Source organism: Streptomyces sp. NPDC003697 (assembly GCF_053587115.1).
Genome location: NZ_JBSFNN010000052.1, coordinates 1 through 17,013 on the forward strand (window position 1 = coordinate 1; position 17,013 = coordinate 17,013).

The following is a 17,013-nucleotide window of genomic DNA, read 5'->3' on the forward strand; positions in this document are numbered from 1 at the left end:
TTAGACCGGGCGTAATTGGCCCCCGGCCCGGGGGGGGGGGGGGGGGGGGGCCCCCCCCCCACGCCCCCTTCGTTCCCCTGCACGGCACACACCCCCTCACCCTTATCGCGTCGCTCTGACGATTACACTGGGCGCGTGCCTCCGCTGAACTTCAAGTCGATCTACCAGCACGGCTTCGCGCGGGTCGCCGCGGCCACGGGTCACACCGTCATCGCGGACCCGCACGCCAACGCCGAAGCGGTCCTGCGTCACGCACGCCGGAGCGCCGAGGAGGGCGTCGCGGTCGCCGTCTTCCCGGAAATGGTGCTGAGCGGCTACTCCATCGAGGACCTGCTGCTCCAGGACGCGCTGCTCGACCAGGTCGAGGAGGCGCTCCAGGAGGTGGTGGCGGGATCGGCGGATCTGCTGCCGGTGCTGGTCGTCGGCGCCCCGCTGCGCCGCCGCAACCGGGTCTACAACTGCGCGGTGATCGTGCACCGCGGCCGGATCCTCGGTGTCGTTCCCAAGTCGTACCCGCCGAACTACCGGGAGTTCTACGAGCGCCGGCAGATCGGGGACGGCGCCGACGAGCGCGGCGGTTCGATCCGGCTCGGCGGCGAGACCGTGCCGTTCGGCGTGGATCTGCTGTTCGCGGCCGGGGACGTGCCCGGTCTGGTGCTGCACGCCGAGATCTGCGAGGACATGTGGGTGCCGGTGCCGCCCAGCGCGGAGGCGGCCCTCGCCGGCGCGACCGTCCTGGTCAACCTCTCGGGCAGCCCGATCACGGTCGGCCGGGCCGAGGACCGCAAGCTGCTGTGCCGCTCGGCGTCCTCCCGCTGCCTCGCCGCCTACGTCTACGCGGCGGCCGGTCTCGGCGAGTCGACCACCGACCTGTCCTGGGACGGCCAGGCGATGGTCTACGAGAACGGCGTGCTGCTGGCGGAGACCGAGCGGTTCCCGCTCGGCGACAGCTACGCGGTGGCCGACGTGGACCTCGACCTGCTGCGGCAGGAGCGGCAGCGGATGGGCACGTTCGACGACAACCGCCGTACGCACAAGGCGCGCACCGACGACTTCCGGACGGTCGCCTTCGAACTCGACCCGCCCCTCACCGACCTGGGCCTGCGCCGTCGCCTGGAGCGTTTCCCGTTCGTGCCGGCCGACGCCGACCGCCTCGCCCAGGACTGCTACGAGGCGTACAACATCCAGGTCGAGGGCCTTCAGCAGCGGCTCGCGGCGATCGGCGGCCCGAAGGTGGTCATCGGGGTGTCCGGCGGCCTGGACTCCACGCACGCGCTGATCGTCGCCGCCCGGGCGATGGACCGCGCGGGCCGCCCGCGCAGCGACATCCTGGCCTGGACCCTCCCCGGCTTCGCCACCAGCGACCACACCAAGAGCAACGCCCACAAGCTGATGGAATCGCTCGGTGTCACCGCCGCCGAGCTGGACATCACGCCCACCGCGCGGCTGATGCTGAAGGAGATGGGCCACCCGTTCGCGTCCGGGGAACCGGTGTACGACGTCACCTTCGAGAACGTGCAGGCGGGTCTGCGCACCGACTACCTGTTCCGGCTGGCCAACCAGCGCGGCGGCATCGTGCTCGGCACCGGTGACCTCTCGGAGCTGGCGCTCGGCTGGTCCACGTACGGAGTCGGCGACCAGATGAGCCACTACAACGTCAACGCCGGCGTACCGAAGACGCTGATCCAGCATCTGATCCGTTGGGTCATCAGCAGTGGCCAGTTCGGCGAGGAGACCAGCCGGACGCTCGCCGCGATCCTCGACACCGAGATCAGCCCGGAGCTGGTGCCGGGCGAGGAGATGCAGTCGACGGAGTCGAAGATCGGCCCGTACGCGCTGCACGACTTCACCCTCTTCCACGTGCTGCGCTACGGCTTCCGGCCGTCGAAGATCGCCTTCCTGGCCTGGCACGCCTGGCACGACGCGGGCGCCGGCGACTGGCCGCCGAACTTCCCGCAGGCCAAGCGGGTGGCGTACGACCTGCCGGAGATCCGGCGCTGGCTGGAGGTCTTCTGCCGCCGCTTCTTCGGATTCGCGCAGTTCAAGCGCTCGGCGATGCCGAACGGCCCGAAGGTCTCGGCCGGCGGCTCCCTCTCCCCACGCGGCGACTGGCGCGCCCCGTCCGACGGCAACGCGCGTGCCTGGCTGCGGGACCTGGCCCGGTTCGACATCCCGGAGGCATGAGGACGAACTCCCTGGGCCTCGGCGGCGGCGCCCGATGCGCGGAACGGGCTCCGCCGCTCACCCCTTGAGCGAGGCGACGAAACCGGCCCGGGCGGGATGTTCGGAGACCACAGCTCGATCGACTCGGCATGCTTCTCCGCAGAGCCCCCTCGAAGTAAGCGGCATGCGGCCCCCGCCGTGCCCTCCGCACACCCCCACAGTGCCGCGCGAAGCAACTGCCCTGGGCGCCGGACCGAGGGCTGTCCCGTGATCCGCGGTGAATCAGCGCGCGGCGTCGGATGCGGTGCACCGCAAAGCGGAGGGTTGTCCTGATACCGGGCGTATTCGGGCGATCCGGCAACGCGGCGAGGTGCCGTAGCTGTCGTCGTGCGCCCGCCGGGGATTGCGGGACGGCCCTCAGCTTCCGCTTCCTCGGGCCGGGACGGCGGGCCCGTCGGGTCCGTGCGGACGCTTCCGGCGCCACCGGACCAGGGCCGCGACGAGGAGGAGTACCGCGAGGACGATCGCCGCCGCCACGTAGTGGCCGGGAGTGGCCCAGGAGGGGCCGGGCCAGACCGCCACGGCCACCTGGGCGGTGTCGTTGGCGGACTCGGGGTCGTGACCGGCGTGGCCGGCCGTGACGTCCAAGACGGTGACCCGTCCCCCGTGGTGGGGGCCGTCCCTGTCGATGCGGAGGGTGAAGGGGAAGGTCTTCGTGGCTCCCACCGCCGCGCTACTCGCCGTGCACACGTACCGGCGAGCCCTCGGCTGTTTCGCGGACGGAGCGGCCAGGGGCGTGCCGTCCGCGGCGAGAGCGCGGCACTCCTGGTCGATCAGTTCCTCGTCCCGCTCGAACTCGTAGGGGGCGGCCACGACGGTGGTGCCCGACGGCACCGTGAACTCGACCCGCACCGGGGCGGGCAGCGCGCCGGGGCCGTCGTTGCGCACGCCGACGCGTACCGTGGCACGGCTGCCGACGGGTCCTCTGGCGGTGCCGGCCACGGCGACCAGGTCGCTCTCGTTGCGCACCGACACCTTCAGTTCGGCCGAGCTCTCGCCGGCAGTCCCCGCTCCCCGGTCCTCGGCGGGCACCAGACGGAGCGCGGCTCCGTCGCCCCGGCTGTACTGCGACGCCAGCACGTCGGGAGGTACGTAGTCGGTGCCGAGGGCGGCGGCCTGGAACGAGACAGTGGGGTAGGTGGCGTCACGGCCGGCCCTGAGGACTTCCCGCGCGCCGAGGCGGTAGGACGCGCCAGGGGGGATGACGACATCGGCGGCCGGGAGGCGGCACCACGTCGATGTGGGGTCGCGGTAACGGCAGTTGCTGTGCTTCCCGGCCGGCGCCAGGCCGTCCCGCGTGTTCATGAAGAGCGCGACACCGCGGGCGGGTACGTCACCGGTGTTGCGCAGGGTCAGTGAGACGGCGAGGGTGCCGCCCGGGTCGACGTCGTGCCGGTCGGGGTGTGCCTCGACCACCAGCTTTGGCCTGCCGACGACGATGCGGGAGCTTCCGGTGACGGCGGGCCGGCCGGGTGAGGCCACCCGATAGCGCAGCAGGGCCGAGTCACCCGCCTTGGCGCCCCGCGCGGGACTCAGCCGGAAGGACTGGCGGATCCCCGTCCGGGAGGCGTCGTCCTGTCCCTCGCAGCGGAAGACCGGCGGATGGGCCGGGCAGGCGTCCATCGCCGTCCTGATGACCGCGACGCCCTCCAAGTCCCTGGCGTCGAAGGTGACCGTGACGCGGGCTGCCCCCTTCTCCCCGACCTGCAGCTGGTCGGCGCTGTGGGGGTCGCGCGAGACGTAGAACACCGGTGGCACGACGAGTTCGGGCCCGGAAGAGGGCGCGCAGCCCGCGAGGCCGGCCAGCACCGCGACCAGGACAAGGAGCGGCCCGACGGCCGCCCGGAGCGGCCCTGCCGGGCCGCCGGCCCTGTTCCGTCCCGGCTCGTGGCGGCAGTCGGTTCCCTCTCGTATGTCCACCGGCATCACCCTGCCAAGAGGACATCACGTCCACGCATCGGTACTGTCACGCCGCCGCTTGTGCGCAGGGGCCTGCCCGGGCGGATCCCGCCGGGCACGCCCCTGGCCCCGAGGTGCCGCCGGACCTGAGGCGAGTGCCGGCAGATCCGTACCCGGCAAGGGTTTCCGAGCCGTGCGTGCGGACCCCTGCCGGTCACGAGGCGCGCCGCCCCTCAGCGGCGCAGCGCCCCCGTCTGCTCAGGCACGTGCGCGGCGACCACGCGGCCTTCGTGGACGGCCTCGTAGCGGCGGTCGACCACGTGGGCCGCGCCCGCGACGCCCAGGCCCAGTACCGCCAGCGCCGCGCCCGTGAGCGCGGGGGACGTCGCGCCGAGGCCCGCGGCCAGGGCGAGGCCGCCGATCCAGGCGCCGCCGGCGTTGGCCAGGTTGAAGGCGGCCTGGTTCGCCGAGGACGCGAGGGAGGGTGCTGCCGCGGCCTTCTCCATGACCATCAGCTGCAGCGGGGAGCCGGTGACGAAGGCGGCCGTGCCGAGGAGTGTGACCGCCAGAGCCGCCGTGGCCTCGGTGCGCATCAGGAGCGGGAACAGCGCCAGGACGACGGCGAGGGACGTCAGGCCGCCGAAGAGGGTGCCGCGCAGCGAGTGGTCGGCCAGGCGGCCGCCCAGCAGGTTGCCCGCCGTCGCGCCCACGCCGAACAGGGCCAGCAGCAGCGTCACGCTGGCGTCGGCGTAGCCGGCGGCGTCGGTGAGCATCGGGGTGATGTAGCTGTAGGCGGAGAACAGGGCGCCGAAGCCGGCCACGGTCGTGCCCAGGGCCAGCCAGACGGGCAGGGAGCGCAGGGCGGCCAGTTCGCCGCGCAGGCCGGTGGCGGGGGTGTGCGTGTGGTCCTGGGGGATGAGCAGCGCCAGCGACGCCACCGCCGCTATGCCGATCGCGCTCACGGCGAGGAAGGTGGCCCGCCAGCCCAGGTGCTGGCCGATGAGGGTGGCGACCGGGACGCCCGCGACGTTGGCGACGGTCAGGCCGAGGAACATCAGGGAGACGGACCGGGCCTTGCGTTCGGGCGCCACCATGGTGGTGGCCACCACCGCGCCGACGCCGAAGAAGGCGCCGTGCGGCAGGCCGCTGAGGAAGCGGGCGGCGAGCAGGGACTCGTAGCCGGGGGCGAACGCGGACAGCGCGTTGCCGACGACGAAGAGGGCCATGAGGCCGATCAGCACCGTGCGGCGGGACATGCGGGCGGTGACCGCGGCCAGCAGCGGCGCGCCGATGACGACACCCAACGCGTAGGCGGACACCAGATGGCCGGCGGTGGGGATCGATATGCGCAGGTCGTCCGCGACGTCGGGCAGCAGGCCCATCATGACGAACTCGGTCGTGCCGATGCCGAAGGCACCCACGGCGAGGGCTAGCAGGGCCAGAGGCATGAGGGGTGTTGGCCTTTCGGGAGCGGAGGTCCGTACTTCCTATGTTTCAGTGCGGAACAAATACTCCCAGGCCCAGTATTCCGCCGGGTTACGAGACGGTTGCCGAACCGACCCTGACGCGCGCCGCCACCGGGAGGTGGTCGCTGCCCGTGCGCGGCAGCGACCAGGAACTCTCCGGCTCCACGCCCCTGACCATGATCTGGTCGATCCGCGCCATCGGGAACGAGGCGGGCCAGCTGAAGCCGAAGCCGTCGCCGGCGGCCCCCTGGGTGGAACGCATCTGTGACGTCACGGCGTTGAGCGCACGGTCGTTCATGGTGCCGTTCAGGTCACCCAGCAGGACCACCCGGGGCAGCGCCTCGTCGGCGATCGCCTCGCCCAGCGCGTCGGCGCTCTTGTCGCGCTGGTGGGCGGTGAACCCGGCCTTGACCTTCACGCGCACCGACGGCATGTGGGCGACGTACACCGCGACGGGTCCCTCGGGGGTGGCCGCCGTGGCGCGCATCGCGCGCTTCCAGCCCAGCCTGATGTCGACGGCCCGCACGTCGCTGAGCGGGTACTTGCTCCACAGGCCGACCGTGCCCACCACCGCGTGGTACGGGTACACCGGCTTCAGCGCCTGCTCGTAGACCGGGACGGCGGACGCCTTCAGCTCCTCCAGGGCCAGCACCTCGGCACCGGAGGCGGCCACGTCCCGGGCGGTGCCGGACGGGTCCGGGTTCTCGGCGTTGACGTTGTGCGTGGCCACGGTCAGGTCGCCGCCGGTGCTCGCCTTGTCGGTGAACAGACCGCCGAACAGGTTCAACCAGACGATCGCGGGCAGGGCCGCCGCCAGCAGCGCCGTCGCCGACTTGCGCGCCAGGGCGAGGATCAGGAGGACGGGGACGAGCAGTCCCAGCCACGGCAGGAAGGTCTCCGTCAGGCTGCCGAGGTTGCCGACGAGGTTGGGGATGTGCGAGTGCAGCAGCATCACCAGCGCGAGGACCACCGCCAGCGCCGCGAGGACCAGCCCGCGGCGCCAGACGCGCGGGTCGCCGCGCCAGCCGGTCAGGAGGCGGTCCCACAGGTGCCGAAGCCGGGAGTGCCGGTGCTCGGGACCCGAGCCGCCGTCGTCCGTCTCCGCCATGTACGCCTGCTGCGCCATTCTGTCGCCTCACTGCCTGCCGTGCACACCGTTCGCCCCCGTGGCTACGACCCTAGGGGATGATCGGCTCCGTTCCGCCGTCCCATGACGGCCGTACGATCACTGGGACGAACAAGCCGGCGAGGGCAGTTCCGGCCGGGCGCGCCGAGAGGCCGTCTGTGACGAAACGCGCATGTTCCGCTCAGGAACTGACGGGCCGTAGTCCCTCGAGGACGGTGTCGACGATCTGTTCCGGCAGGCTCTCGGGCAGGTCGGCGTCGGGGCGCATCACGGAGCGGACCAGCATGGGGCCGAAGACGAGGTCGTTCAGCAGTTCGACATCGATGTCGGTCCGCAGTGCGCCGTCCCGCTGCCACCGGCGCAGGACTTCGATCTGCAGCCTGCGCCGGGGCTCGACGACGGTGGTGTGGTACGCGCACCAGATCTTCGGGCTGCTCTTCATCTGCGCGTAGACGTTGTGCAGGATGGCCGAGGAGCGGCTCATCAGGCCGCGCCTGCGCAGCTGTTCGAGCAGGGCGACGAGGTCGTCGCGCACCGAGGTGCCCGGCAGGACGGGTTCCGGCGGTTCGGCGGCGCGCACCACGTCGACGAAGAGTTCCTCCTTGCCGCTCCAGCGGCGGTAGATCGTGGCCTTGCCGACGCCCGCGGTGCGGGCGATGCGCTCGATGGAGAGTTCGGCCAGCGGGACGCCCTCCTCCAGCAGCTTCATCACGCCCTCGACGATGGCACGCTCCACCGCCTCACTGCGGGGGCGTCCCCTGACGGGGGCCTGGGCAGCGGTCCGACTGTCGGGGAGGCTCACGTGTGGTCCGTCCTTTCGTCATCCAGGGAGATTCTGCCTGTCCGGCCCCCCGGTGACACCGCCCCCCGTGAGGGGCTACTCGGCCGTGGTGACCAGTTTCCGCTCCTCCTTGTCACGCCGGGGTGCCGCCCCCCTGCCCGGCAGGAACACGGCCACCACGATCGCACCGAGCACGGCGACCGCGGACCCGCACAACGCGGTGACGTGCATCGCGTGCAGGAAGGCGTCGTCGGCCGGGCCGACGAGAGCCTCGCCGCGCGGGCCCAGCTTCGCGGCGACGCCCAGGGTGGCCTCGATGGACTCGCCCGCCGCGTCCCGCAGGCCGGCCGGCAGCAGGCCGAGCTTGTCCTCGATGCCGCTGCGGTACGACGCAGAGAGGACCGAACCGAGAACGGCGATGCCGAGGGCGCCGCCGACCTGACGGAAGGTGTTGCTGAGCGCGGAGGCCGAACCGGCCTTCTCGCGGGGCAGGGCCTGCATGATGACCACGCTGGTCGGCGTCATGATGTGCGCCATGCCGGTGCCCATGAGGAAGAAGACGACCTCCAGCTGCCAGATCGGTGTGTCGGCCTCGAAGCCGGCGAATGCCGCCAGCGTGGCCGCGAGCAGCACCAGGCCGGCCGTGGTGGTGGCCTTGTTGCCGAAGCGGTCCACGAGCAGCCGGGCGCGCGGCGCGAAGATCATCTGGGCGGCGGCCAGCGGCAGCATCAGCACGCCGGACTCCAGGGGCGAGTAACCCCGCACGCTCTGGGTGTAGAAGACGCCGAAGAAGGTCACGCCCATCAGCGCGAAGAACACCAGCGCGATGGCGCTCATCGCGGCGGAGAAGACCTTGTTCTTGAAGTAGCCGACGTCCAGGGAGGGGTGGTCGCTGCGCTTCTCGAACACCACGAAGGCGGCGAGGACGACCAGGCCTGCGACGATGGTGCCGAGCACAGTGGTGTCCGTGAAGTCGGCCAGCTCACCGCCCTTGATGATGCCGTAGACGAGCAGGACCAGGCCGGCGACGGACAGGACGACGCCGACCGGGTCGACGCGGCCCGGCTTCGGGTCCCGCGAGTCCGGCACCAGCCAGAGCATCAGCGCCAGGGCGAGGACCACGATCGGCACGTTGATCAGGAAGACCGAGCCCCACCAGAAGTGGTCCAGCAGCGCGCCGCCGGTGATCGGGCCTATCGCGATGCCGAGGCCGACGCCGCCGGCCCAGATGCCTATGGCCTTGGGCTGTTCCTCGCGCTCGAAGACGTTCATGAGGACGGCGAGGGTGGCCGGCATGACGAAGGCGGCGCCGAGCGCCATCACGGCCCGGAAGGCGATCAGCTGCGCCGGCGAGCCGGACTCGGCAGCCAGCGCGGAGCCGAGGCCGAAGACGACCAGGCCGGCGAGCAGCACCTTCTTGCGGCCCACCCGGTCACCGATGATGCCGGCGGTGAACAGCAGGCCCGCGAAGACGAGCGTGTAGGAGTTGATCGCCCACTCCAGCTCGCCCTGCGTGGCGCCCAGTCCGGTCGGGGCGGGCGTCGAGATCGTCTTGATGGCGACGTTCAGGATCGAGTTGTCGAGCACCACGATCAGCAGGCTGAGCATCAGGACGCCGAGGATCGCCCACCGGCGGCGGTGCACCGCCTCGGGGATCCGTGAGGCGGGGGCAGCGGGAGTAGTCATGCGTTCGACTCTAGAGGACTTGCGATACGAGACCGTCTCGTATCGCAGAGTTTTACCGAGCTCTTACGGTGCGTGGAGGCGGGCGCAGGCCGTGTACCGCGGGGGGCCGGGCCACACACGGGGGTCCTCTGGTCCTCCGGGGCACGGGATGCCACCATGGAGGGGATCCGGGGACGCCGTCAGGGCGCCTCGAGATGACTGAAGGAGCGTTGCAATGACGCAGCTTTCGGCTGCCCGGAACACGCCCTCCGACGGCAGCAAGGCGCTGTACGGGGGCAAGGGCACGCGCCGCATCACCGTCCGCGACATCGCCGCCGCCAAGGAGCGCGGCGAGAAGTGGCCCATGCTCACCGCGTACGACGCGATGACCGCCTCCGTCTTCGACGAGGCCGGCATCCCGGTGATCCTGGTCGGCGACTCCGCCGGCAACTGCCACCTCGGCTACGAGACCACCGTCCCCGTCACCCTCGACGAGATGGCCGTGCTGTCCGCCGCGGTCGTCCGCGGCACCGGCCGCGCCCTGATCGTCGCCGACCTGCCCTTCGGCTCCTACCAGGAGGGTCCGGTGCAGGCGCTGCGCTCGGCCACCCGGCTGGTGAAGGAGGCGGGTGTCGGCGCCGTCAAGCTGGAGGGCGGAGAGCGCTCGCACGAGCAGATCCGGCTGCTCGTGGAGTCCGGCATCCCGGTCATGGCGCACATCGGCCTGACCCCGCAGTCCGTCAACGCCATGGGCTACCGCGTGCAGGGCCGCGGCGAGGAGGCGGCCGCGCAGCTGCTCCGCGACGCCAAGGCCGTGCAGGACGCGGGCGCCTTCGCCGTCGTGCTGGAGCTGGTTCCCGCCGAGCTGGCCGCCGAGGTGACCCGCGTGCTGCACATCCCCACCGTGGGGATCGGGGCGGGGCCGCAGACCGACGCGCAGGTGCTGGTGTGGACCGACATGCTGGGGCTCACCGCCGGCCGGGTGCCGAAGTTCGTGAAGAAGTACGCGAACCTGCGCGAGGTCATGGGCAACGCGGTGAAGGAGTTCGCCGAGGACGTCGTCGGCGGGACCTTCCCGCTGGAGGAGCACTCCGTCCACTGAGCCCGCGCCGAGCCATCGCCGCACCACGGACAGCCCGCCGATCGTCCCCCGTCGGCGGGCTGTCCCCTTGCCGCTGACGACTTCACCGGGTCGCCGTCCCCGGTGTGACCCCCTCGGAGCCGGACGGGGTGGGAAGACCGCCACCGCCGGGCTCGCAGGCGGGCTGTCGGCGATCTGTCGGCGGACTGTCGGCCGTCTGTCGGCCGCGGCTGGCACCGTCGTGGGCATGACGCGAAACGACGACATCCCCAGCGGCGCGAGGAGCGCCGTGACCGTACGGGGGCTGGTCAAGCACTACGGCGGGACCAGGGCACTGGACGGTGTCGACCTGGACGTGCGCGAGGGCACCGTGATGGGTGTGCTCGGGCCGAACGGCGCCGGCAAGACGACCCTCGTGCGGATCCTGTCCACCCTGCTGAGCCCCGACGCCGGCGAGGCCACCGTCGCGGGCTACGACGTGCTGCGGCAGCCCCGGCAACTGCGCCGGGTGATCGGGCTGACGGGGCAGTACGCCTCCGTCGACGAGAAGCTCCCCGGCTGGGAGAACCTCTACATGATCGGCCGGCTGCTCGACCTGCCCCGCCGGGAGGCTCGCGCCCGAACCGACGAGCTGCTGGAGCGCTTCTCGCTCACCGAGGCCGCACGGCGGCCCGCGGGCACGTACTCCGGCGGTATGCGGCGCCGGCTGGACCTGGCCGCCTCGATGATCGGCCGGCCCGCCGTGCTCTACCTCGACGAGCCGACGACGGGGCTCGACCCCCGCACCCGCAACGAGGTCTGGGACGAGGTCAAGGCCATGGTCGGCGAAGGGGTCACGGTGCTCCTCACCACCCAGTACATGGAGGAGGCCGAGCAGCTCGCCTCCGAGCTGACCGTGATCGACCGCGGCACGGTCATCGCGAACGGCGGCATCGAGGAGCTGAAGGCGAAGGTCGGCGGCCGCACGCTGCGGGTCCGGCCGGCCGATCCGGGAGAGCTGCGCCCGCTCGCCCGGATGCTCGACGAGCTCGGCGTCATCGGGCTCGCCGGTACGACCGTCGACACCGTCCGCGGATCGCTGCTGGTGCCGGTGCTCAGTGACGAGCAGCTGACCGCCGTGGTCGGCGCGGTCACCGCGCGCGGCATCACGATCGCTTCCATCTCCACCGAACTGCCCAGCCTGGACGAGGTCTTCCTGTCCCTCACCGGTCACCGCGCCAGTGCGCCCCAGGACCCCCGGCCGGCCGACGACCGCGAGGAGGTCGCCGTATGAACGCCGTCGCCCTGACCCCGGACGGCCGGTCCGGCGCCCGCATCACCCTGCGCGGCCATCTGCGGCACACCGGCGCCCTCATCCGCCGCAACCTGCTGTGGATCCGCCAGGACCCGGAGTCGATGTTCGACGCCATCCTGTTCCCGGTGATCTTCACCCTGCTGTTCGTATACGTCTTCGGCGGATCCATCGGCAAGGCGATGGGCGGAGGCCAGGACCAGTACGTCCAGTACGTCGTGCCGGGCCTGATGGCCATGATGGGCATGAACATGGCCCAGGGGGTGGGCACCGGGTTCAACCAGGACTTCAACTCCGGTGTCATGGACCGCTTCCGCTCCCTGCCGATCGGACGCGGCTCCGTGCTGGTCGCCAAGATCGTGGTGGAGCTGATGCGGATGCTGGTGGCCACCGCGGTCCTGATGGTCGTCGCCCTCCTGGTCGGATTCGACATCACCGACTGGCCCGGCCTGCTCGCCTCCGTGGGGCTGTCCGCCGTGTTCGGCTCCGCGCTGATGTGGGTGTTCCTCACCCTCGGCGTGGTGATGAAGAACGCCCAGTCGGTGCAGGCGATGGGCTTCCTTGTCCTGATGCCGCTGCAGTTCGGCTCGTCCATCTTCGCGCCGACCGACTCGATGCCCGGCTGGCTGCGGGCCTTCACCGACTACAACCCGCTGTCCTCCCTGGCGGACACCGCCCGTGGGCTCATGATCGGCGGCCCGATCGCGCACGACCTGTGGGTGACGCTCGGCTGGTCGGTGCTGCTCACGGCGGTGATGGCACCGGTCGCCATCCACAAGTTCCGTACGAAGAGCTGACCCGCCCGCCACGTGACCGGGACCCCTCCGCCGGTGCGGGTCAGAGCAGGGCGGCGGCCTCCCCGGCGGAGAGGCCGCCGCCCTGCGCGTACGCGGTCTCGTACGCCTCGTCGCCGAGCACGGCCCGCGTCCGTCCGACGACCAGGTCACGGATGTGACGCTCCAGCACCGACGGGCAGTGGCGGGGCGGCAGCAGCGCGTCGGCCGCCCCGACGCAGCGGGCGGCGTCCCCGGCGCGCGCGCCGCCGTCGGCACCGGCGAGCGCCATGGCGCCGATCGTCAGGTACGCGGAGTGCATGTGCGGGGCGATGGCCCGCGAGAGCGGGTCCTGGGCCCGCTCCAGCGCCCGGCGCGTCTTGTCCAGGGCGTCCTCCCACGCCCCGTCCACCGCGTCCAGCCAGGCCTCCGCGGCGAGGACGAACCCGTCGAAGACGGCGAAGCCGGAGACACTGAACTCCTGACGCAACAGCCTGAGCTGTTCCCGGGCCTCGGCCTCGCGGCCGGTCATGCCGAGCCGGCCGGCGAGGAACAGCCGGGCCGCGGGCATCGCCTCGCTGCCGCCGCCCTCGTTCTCGGCGATCACCTCGCGCAGAACCCTTTCGCCCCGCTCGGCCTGCCCCGCCTCCACGAGCGCGCTGCCGAGCCGGGCCCGCAGGACGGCGGCCTGGGCGCGGGCGCCGATGCGTTCGGCGTGCTCGACCGCCGCCTCGTAGTCGGCCGCCGCCGCGCGGTGTGCGCCGGTGCGCTCGTGCGCCTCCCCGCGCGCGGAGAGCGCCTCGGCGGCGCCCCAGGCGTCCCCGAGGCGTCGGTAGATCTCCAGAGACTCGTCGGCGTCGCGGGCGGCGTCACCGGCCCAGTCGGTGCGGTTGGCCAGCAGGTTGGCGCGCATCTGCAGGGCGCCGGCGAGCTGCCACTCGTAGCCGGGGGCGCCGCGGCAGGTGCGGACGGCGGCGTCGACGACCGTGCGCAGCAGGTCCATGTCGCCGCTGAACATCACCGCGTAGATCCACAGCAGGCCCGGGCTGTAGCAGGTCTGCGGCAGCCCGGGCTCGTACACCTCGGTGATCAGGCGCAGCTTCGCCTTCGCCTGCGGGCTCTCCCAGATCGCCACATCGGGGCCCATGCAGGCCAGGTGGGTCAGGTGCACACCGCGCCGGGCCTCGGCGAGGACCTCGCCGGTCATCGGCGGCGGGGCGTCCGTGCACCTCTGCCACACCGGGGCGGCCCGGCGGACCGGCTCGGTGAACGGGTCGGGGCCGAGCGCGATGACCTCGGCGCACCAGTTGCGCGCCTCGATGCGCAGGTCGCGCATCTGCCAGTACCAGCACAGGGACAGCACCAGGCACAGCGCCTCCTGTTCGTCGCGTTCGGCGACGGCGCGGCGCAGCGCGGTGCGCAGGTTCTCGTACTCGCGCTCGAACCGTTCGATGGCGGCGCCCTGGCCGGGGCCGCGCAGCAACGGGTCGGTGGTGCGGGCGAGTTCGCGGTAGTACGTCAGGTGCGCCCGCTCGGCGTCCTTGCGCCCGCCGGTCTCGTCCAGCCGTTCCCCGGCGTACTCGGAGACGGTCTCCAGGAGGCGGTAGCGCATGTCGCCGTCGGGCGCGGGGGCGGCCACGACGAGGGACTTGTCCACGAGGGAGCCGAGCGCGTCGAAGGCGCCCGGTCCGCACACCGCCTCCGCGGCCGCGAGGTCGCAGCCGCCGGCGAACACCGACAGGCGGCACAGCACGTCCCGTTCGCCGGCGTCGAGCAGCTCCCAGGACCAGTCGACGACGGCTCGCAGGGTCTGCTGCCGGGGCAGGACCGTACGGCTGCCGGAGGTCAGGAGCCGGAAGCGGTCGTCGAGCCGGTCGGCGATCTGGCGAGGCGTCAGCATGCGCAGCCGGGCGGCCGCGAGCTCGATGGCGAGGGGCAGGCCGTCGAGGCGGCGGCAGATCTCCGCGCAGGCGGCCGCGGTGTCCTCGTCGGCGTCGGGGCGGAAACCGGGCCGGGCCGCGGCCCCCCGGTCGGCCAGCAGCCGCAGCGCGACCGGCTCCGGCAGCGGCTCCACCGGCCGCAGCACCTCCCCCGGCACGCCCAGGGGTTCGCGGCTGGTGGCGAGGACGGTGAGCCGCGGGCAGCGCGCGAGCAGTTCCTCGATGAGCCGGGCCGCCGCCCCCACGACGTGCTCGCAGTTGTCGAGGACGATCAGCATGGTGCGCCGGGCGCAGTGCTCGACGAGGCGCTCCACGGGGTCGTCGTGGCGGTCGGCGACCGCGGCCCGCATCTCCTCGGCGCCGGCGCCGTGCAGCACGGTCTCGCGGGCGCCGAGGGCGGTGAGCACGGCCTCCGGCACGGCGTCGGGATCGTCGACCGGGGCGAGCTCGGCCAGCCACACGCCGTCGGGCTGCGCCGGCCGCGCGGCCTCGGCGGCCTCCTGCGACAGCCGGGTCTTCCCGGCGCCGCCGGCTCCGAGGAGCGTGACCAGCCGGGCCCCCGCGAGATCGTGCCGTATCGCCTCGATGTCGGCCTCCCTGCCCACGAACGAGGTGAGCCGGGCGCGCAGGTTGCCGGGGGGCCGGGCGGCGGCGGTCCCGGACGGGGCGGACGCCGTCCCGCCGCCGCGGGGCGCCGGGACGGGCCCGGCCGGCGCCGCGACGGCCCGTCCGGAGGACGGCCCGGCGGGCGCGGCGCCGGGGCCGGCCGTGCCGCTGGGTGCGCCGGGCGCCGCGGGGCTGCCGGGCGCGCCGGGGGCTCCGGGGGCGGACGCCGTCAGCAGCTCTCCGTGCAGGGTCCGCAGTTCCGGGCCCGGGTCCGAGCCCAGGCGGCCGGCCAGGAGACGGCGTACGTCGTCGTAGGCGGCCAGTGCCTGAGCCGTACGGCCCGCGTCGCGCAAGGCGCGCAGACGGAGGGCCTGCAGCGGCTCGTCCAGGGGGTGGGCCTCGCACAGGGCGGTGAGCTCGGGCAGCGCCCGCTCGGCCTGGCCGAGGGCGAGCGCGGCTCTCAGGCGGGCCCGGCGCACGTCCAGCCGGCGGGCCTCGCGGCGGACCGCCTCCGCGCTGCGGCCGGGCAGGTCGGCGAGGACCGGGCCGTGCCACAGGGCGAGGGCGTCGTCGAGCACGGTGGCCGCCTTGGCGTGGTCGCCGTCGGCCAGCGCCGCGATGCCCTCGCCGGCCAGCCGTTCGAAGCGGTGCAGGTCGACGTCGTCCGCCACCGCGTCCAGCCGGTAGCCGCCCTCCGCGGAGGCGACCGCGTCCGCGCCCAGCGCCCGGCGCAGCCGCCCGACCAGCGCCTGCAGCGCGCCCGTGGCGTCGGCGGGTGGATCGCCGTCCCAGACCTCGTCCACCAGCACGCTCACCGGAACGGCCCGGCCGGGGCGCAGGGCGAGAACGGTCAGCAGGGCGCGCAGCCGCGCCCCGCCGACCGGGACGACGGTGCCGTCGGAGCGGAACGCCTGGGTGGTGCCGAGGATGCGGTAGCGCACGCGCCCCATTGTCCCCGGCGACGGCTCCGCTCCGCGCCCGGGTTTCCCGCCTGCCGGGGCCCCGGCCGGGCCGTGGGCCGGAGGACGGCGTTCCGGTCCGTCGGGCCGGGAACCGCCGGGCCCGTGCCGACCGTTGCCCCGCGGCCACCTGTACGGTCGTCCCGCACCGTCCGCCACCACACCGAGGAGCCCTCCCCGATGACCACCGCCACCACCCGCCAGAGCGAGAGACGGGTCTCCCCCGTCTTCGTCGGGATCCTGGCCGTCACCGCGGTCACCGGCTGGGCCACCTGGACCGGCTTCGCCCAGCAGCCGGGCGTGGCGGTGTTCCTGTTCGTGACCGCGGCCTGGATCGTCTCGCTGTGCCTGCACGAGTACGCGCACGCGCGCACCGCGCTGCACGGCGGCGACATCACGGTCGGCGCCAAGGGCTACCTCACGCTGAACCCGCTGAAGTACACGCACGCCCTGCTGAGCATCGTGCTCCCGGTCGTCTTCGTGATCATGGGCGGGATCGGCCTGCCCGGCGGGGCGGTGTTCATCGAGCGGGGCCGCGTCCCGGGCCGCTGGCGGCACAGTTTGATCTCGGCCGCGGGCCCGCTGACGAACGTGCTGTTCCTGGTGGTGTGCACGGCGCCGTTCTGGCTGGGCCTGGACGGGATGCCGCTCGAGTTCCGTTTCGCACTGGCCTTCTGGTCCCTGCTCGAGGTCTCGGCGGCCATCCTCAACTTCCTGCCGGTGCCCGGCCTGGACGGCTACGGCGTCGTCGAACCCTGGCTGCCGTACGCCGTCAGGCGCCAGGTGGAGCCGTTCGCGCCGTTCGGTCTGCTGTTCGTGTTCGCGCTGCTGTGGGTGCCGTCGGTCAACGCCGTGTTCTTCGACGTGGTCGACGCGGTCCTGGGGTGGTTCGGGATCGGTGACCTCAACACCTACTGCGGCCTGGAGCTGTACCGGTTCTGGGACGAGACCGCGGACATCTGCGTCAGCCGGTGACGGACCGGTCCCGTCCCGTCCGGGCCCGGCGCGCGTAGTACCAGGTCATGTTGGACGACAGGCCGGCCAGCAGGATCCACACGATCCCCAGCCAGCTGCCCCGGACGAAGGAGACCGCGGCCGCGGCCACGGCGAGCACGCAGACGATCAGGGCGTAGAGGGCGAGTCGCCGGGCCGGGCTGGGCGGGGGCAGGGGGGACATGACGGTGGGGCTCCTGTCGGGGGACA

General features: G+C 73.0%; 12 protein-coding genes. 5 read left to right on the forward strand and 7 right to left on the reverse strand.

Annotated features, from left to right (window positions below; translation table 11 throughout):
- Window positions 1-144: 144 nt before the first annotated feature.
- Window positions 145-2,184, forward strand: a complete 2,040-nt coding sequence (locus ACWDNY_RS20520; RefSeq protein ID WP_451647245.1) for an NAD(+) synthase — start codon at window positions 145-147, stop codon at window positions 2,182-2,184.
- Between the two features lie 396 nt (window positions 2,185-2,580).
- Here the strand turns inward: ACWDNY_RS20520 and ACWDNY_RS20525 are convergent, their stop codons facing one another.
- The 5 genes from ACWDNY_RS20525 to ACWDNY_RS20545 all read right to left on the reverse strand — a co-directional run bounded on the left by ACWDNY_RS20525 (window position 2,581) and on the right by ACWDNY_RS20545 (window position 9,181).
- Window positions 2,581-4,143: a hypothetical protein gene (locus ACWDNY_RS20525; protein WP_451647205.1), complete on the reverse strand. Its 1,563-nt coding sequence runs from the start codon at window positions 4,141-4,143 to the stop codon at window positions 2,581-2,583.
- Between the two features lie 212 nt (window positions 4,144-4,355).
- Window positions 4,356-5,570 (reverse strand): MFS transporter, encoded by a 1,215-nt coding sequence (locus ACWDNY_RS20530; RefSeq protein ID WP_451647206.1) that lies wholly within the window; start codon window positions 5,568-5,570, stop codon window positions 4,356-4,358.
- An 88-nt stretch (window positions 5,571-5,658) separates the two neighbouring features.
- Window positions 5,659-6,714, reverse strand: coding sequence for an endonuclease/exonuclease/phosphatase family protein (locus tag ACWDNY_RS20535; protein WP_451647207.1), 1,056 nt, complete (start codon window positions 6,712-6,714; stop codon window positions 5,659-5,661).
- A 181-nt stretch (window positions 6,715-6,895) separates the two neighbouring features.
- On the reverse strand, window positions 6,896-7,516 hold the full coding sequence (locus ACWDNY_RS20540; protein ID WP_451647208.1) for a TetR/AcrR family transcriptional regulator: 621 nt from the start codon (window positions 7,514-7,516) through the stop codon (window positions 6,896-6,898).
- Window positions 7,517-7,591: 75 nt separating this feature from the next.
- Window positions 7,592-9,181 (reverse strand): DHA2 family efflux MFS transporter permease subunit, encoded by a 1,590-nt coding sequence (locus ACWDNY_RS20545; RefSeq protein ID WP_451647209.1) that lies wholly within the window; start codon window positions 9,179-9,181, stop codon window positions 7,592-7,594.
- 214 nt (window positions 9,182-9,395) lie between these two features.
- Here ACWDNY_RS20545 and panB point away from each other — a divergent pair, with 214 nt between their 5' ends.
- From panB to ACWDNY_RS20560, 3 genes are all read left to right on the forward strand, one after another.
- The gene (gene panB / locus ACWDNY_RS20550) at window positions 9,396-10,262 is read left to right on the forward strand and encodes a 3-methyl-2-oxobutanoate hydroxymethyltransferase (protein WP_451647210.1); all 867 of its coding nucleotides are present in this window, start codon (window positions 9,396-9,398) and stop codon (window positions 10,260-10,262) included.
- Between the two features lie 226 nt (window positions 10,263-10,488).
- Window positions 10,489-11,514 carry an ATP-binding cassette domain-containing protein gene (locus tag ACWDNY_RS20555; RefSeq protein ID WP_451647211.1) on the forward strand — a complete coding sequence of 342 codons (1,026 nt, stop codon included), beginning with the start codon at window positions 10,489-10,491 and terminating at the stop codon, window positions 11,512-11,514.
- A complete protein-coding gene (locus ACWDNY_RS20560) occupies window positions 11,511-12,329 on the forward strand; it encodes an ABC transporter permease (RefSeq protein WP_451647212.1) in 819 nt (272 codons plus the stop codon). Before ACWDNY_RS20555 ends, ACWDNY_RS20560 begins: the two co-directional genes overlap by 4 nt.
- 40 nt (window positions 12,330-12,369) lie before the next feature.
- Here the strand turns inward: ACWDNY_RS20560 and ACWDNY_RS20565 are convergent, their stop codons facing one another.
- Entirely contained in the window at window positions 12,370-15,801 is a 3,432-nt protein-coding gene (locus ACWDNY_RS20565; protein WP_451647213.1) for an AfsR/SARP family transcriptional regulator, read from the reverse strand.
- Window positions 15,802-15,990: 189 nt separating this feature from the next.
- Here ACWDNY_RS20565 and ACWDNY_RS20570 point away from each other — a divergent pair, with 189 nt between their 5' ends.
- Complete coding sequence (locus tag ACWDNY_RS20570; protein WP_451647214.1) at window positions 15,991-16,785, forward strand: site-2 protease family protein; 795 nt, start codon at window positions 15,991-15,993, stop codon at window positions 16,783-16,785.
- On the opposite strand, the gene ACWDNY_RS20575 is transcribed toward ACWDNY_RS20570, so the two are convergent.
- Window positions 16,775-16,987, reverse strand: a complete 213-nt coding sequence (locus tag ACWDNY_RS20575) for a hypothetical protein (RefSeq protein WP_451647215.1) — start codon at window positions 16,985-16,987, stop codon at window positions 16,775-16,777. The two genes, ACWDNY_RS20570 and ACWDNY_RS20575, sit on opposite strands and share 11 nt — an antisense overlap.
- Window positions 16,988-17,013 lie beyond the last annotated feature (26 nt).

Bases quoted from the DNA above. Each gene is read 5' to 3' on its own strand.
- ACWDNY_RS20530 (WP_451647206.1), bottom strand. From the start codon at position 5,570: ATGCCTCTGGCCCTGCTAGCCCTCGCCGTGGGTGCCTTCGGCATCGGC.
- ACWDNY_RS20535 (WP_451647207.1), bottom strand. From the start codon at position 6,714: ATGGCGCAGCAGGCGTACATGGCGGAGACGGACGACGGCGGCTCGGGT.
- ACWDNY_RS20545 (WP_451647209.1), bottom strand. From the start codon at position 9,181: ATGACTACTCCCGCTGCCCCCGCCTCACGGATCCCCGAGGCGGTGCAC.
- panB (WP_451647210.1), top strand. From the start codon at position 9,396: ATGACGCAGCTTTCGGCTGCCCGGAACACGCCCTCCGACGGCAGCAAG.
- ACWDNY_RS20555 (WP_451647211.1), top strand. From the start codon at position 10,489: ATGACGCGAAACGACGACATCCCCAGCGGCGCGAGGAGCGCCGTGACC.
- ACWDNY_RS20560 (WP_451647212.1), top strand. From the start codon at position 11,511: ATGAACGCCGTCGCCCTGACCCCGGACGGCCGGTCCGGCGCCCGCATC.
- ACWDNY_RS20565 (WP_451647213.1), bottom strand. From the start codon at position 15,801: ATGGGGCGCGTGCGCTACCGCATCCTCGGCACCACCCAGGCGTTCCGC.
- ACWDNY_RS20570 (WP_451647214.1), top strand. From the start codon at position 15,991: ATGACCACCGCCACCACCCGCCAGAGCGAGAGACGGGTCTCCCCCGTC.
- ACWDNY_RS20575 (WP_451647215.1), bottom strand. From the start codon at position 16,987: ATGTCCCCCCTGCCCCCGCCCAGCCCGGCCCGGCGACTCGCCCTCTAC.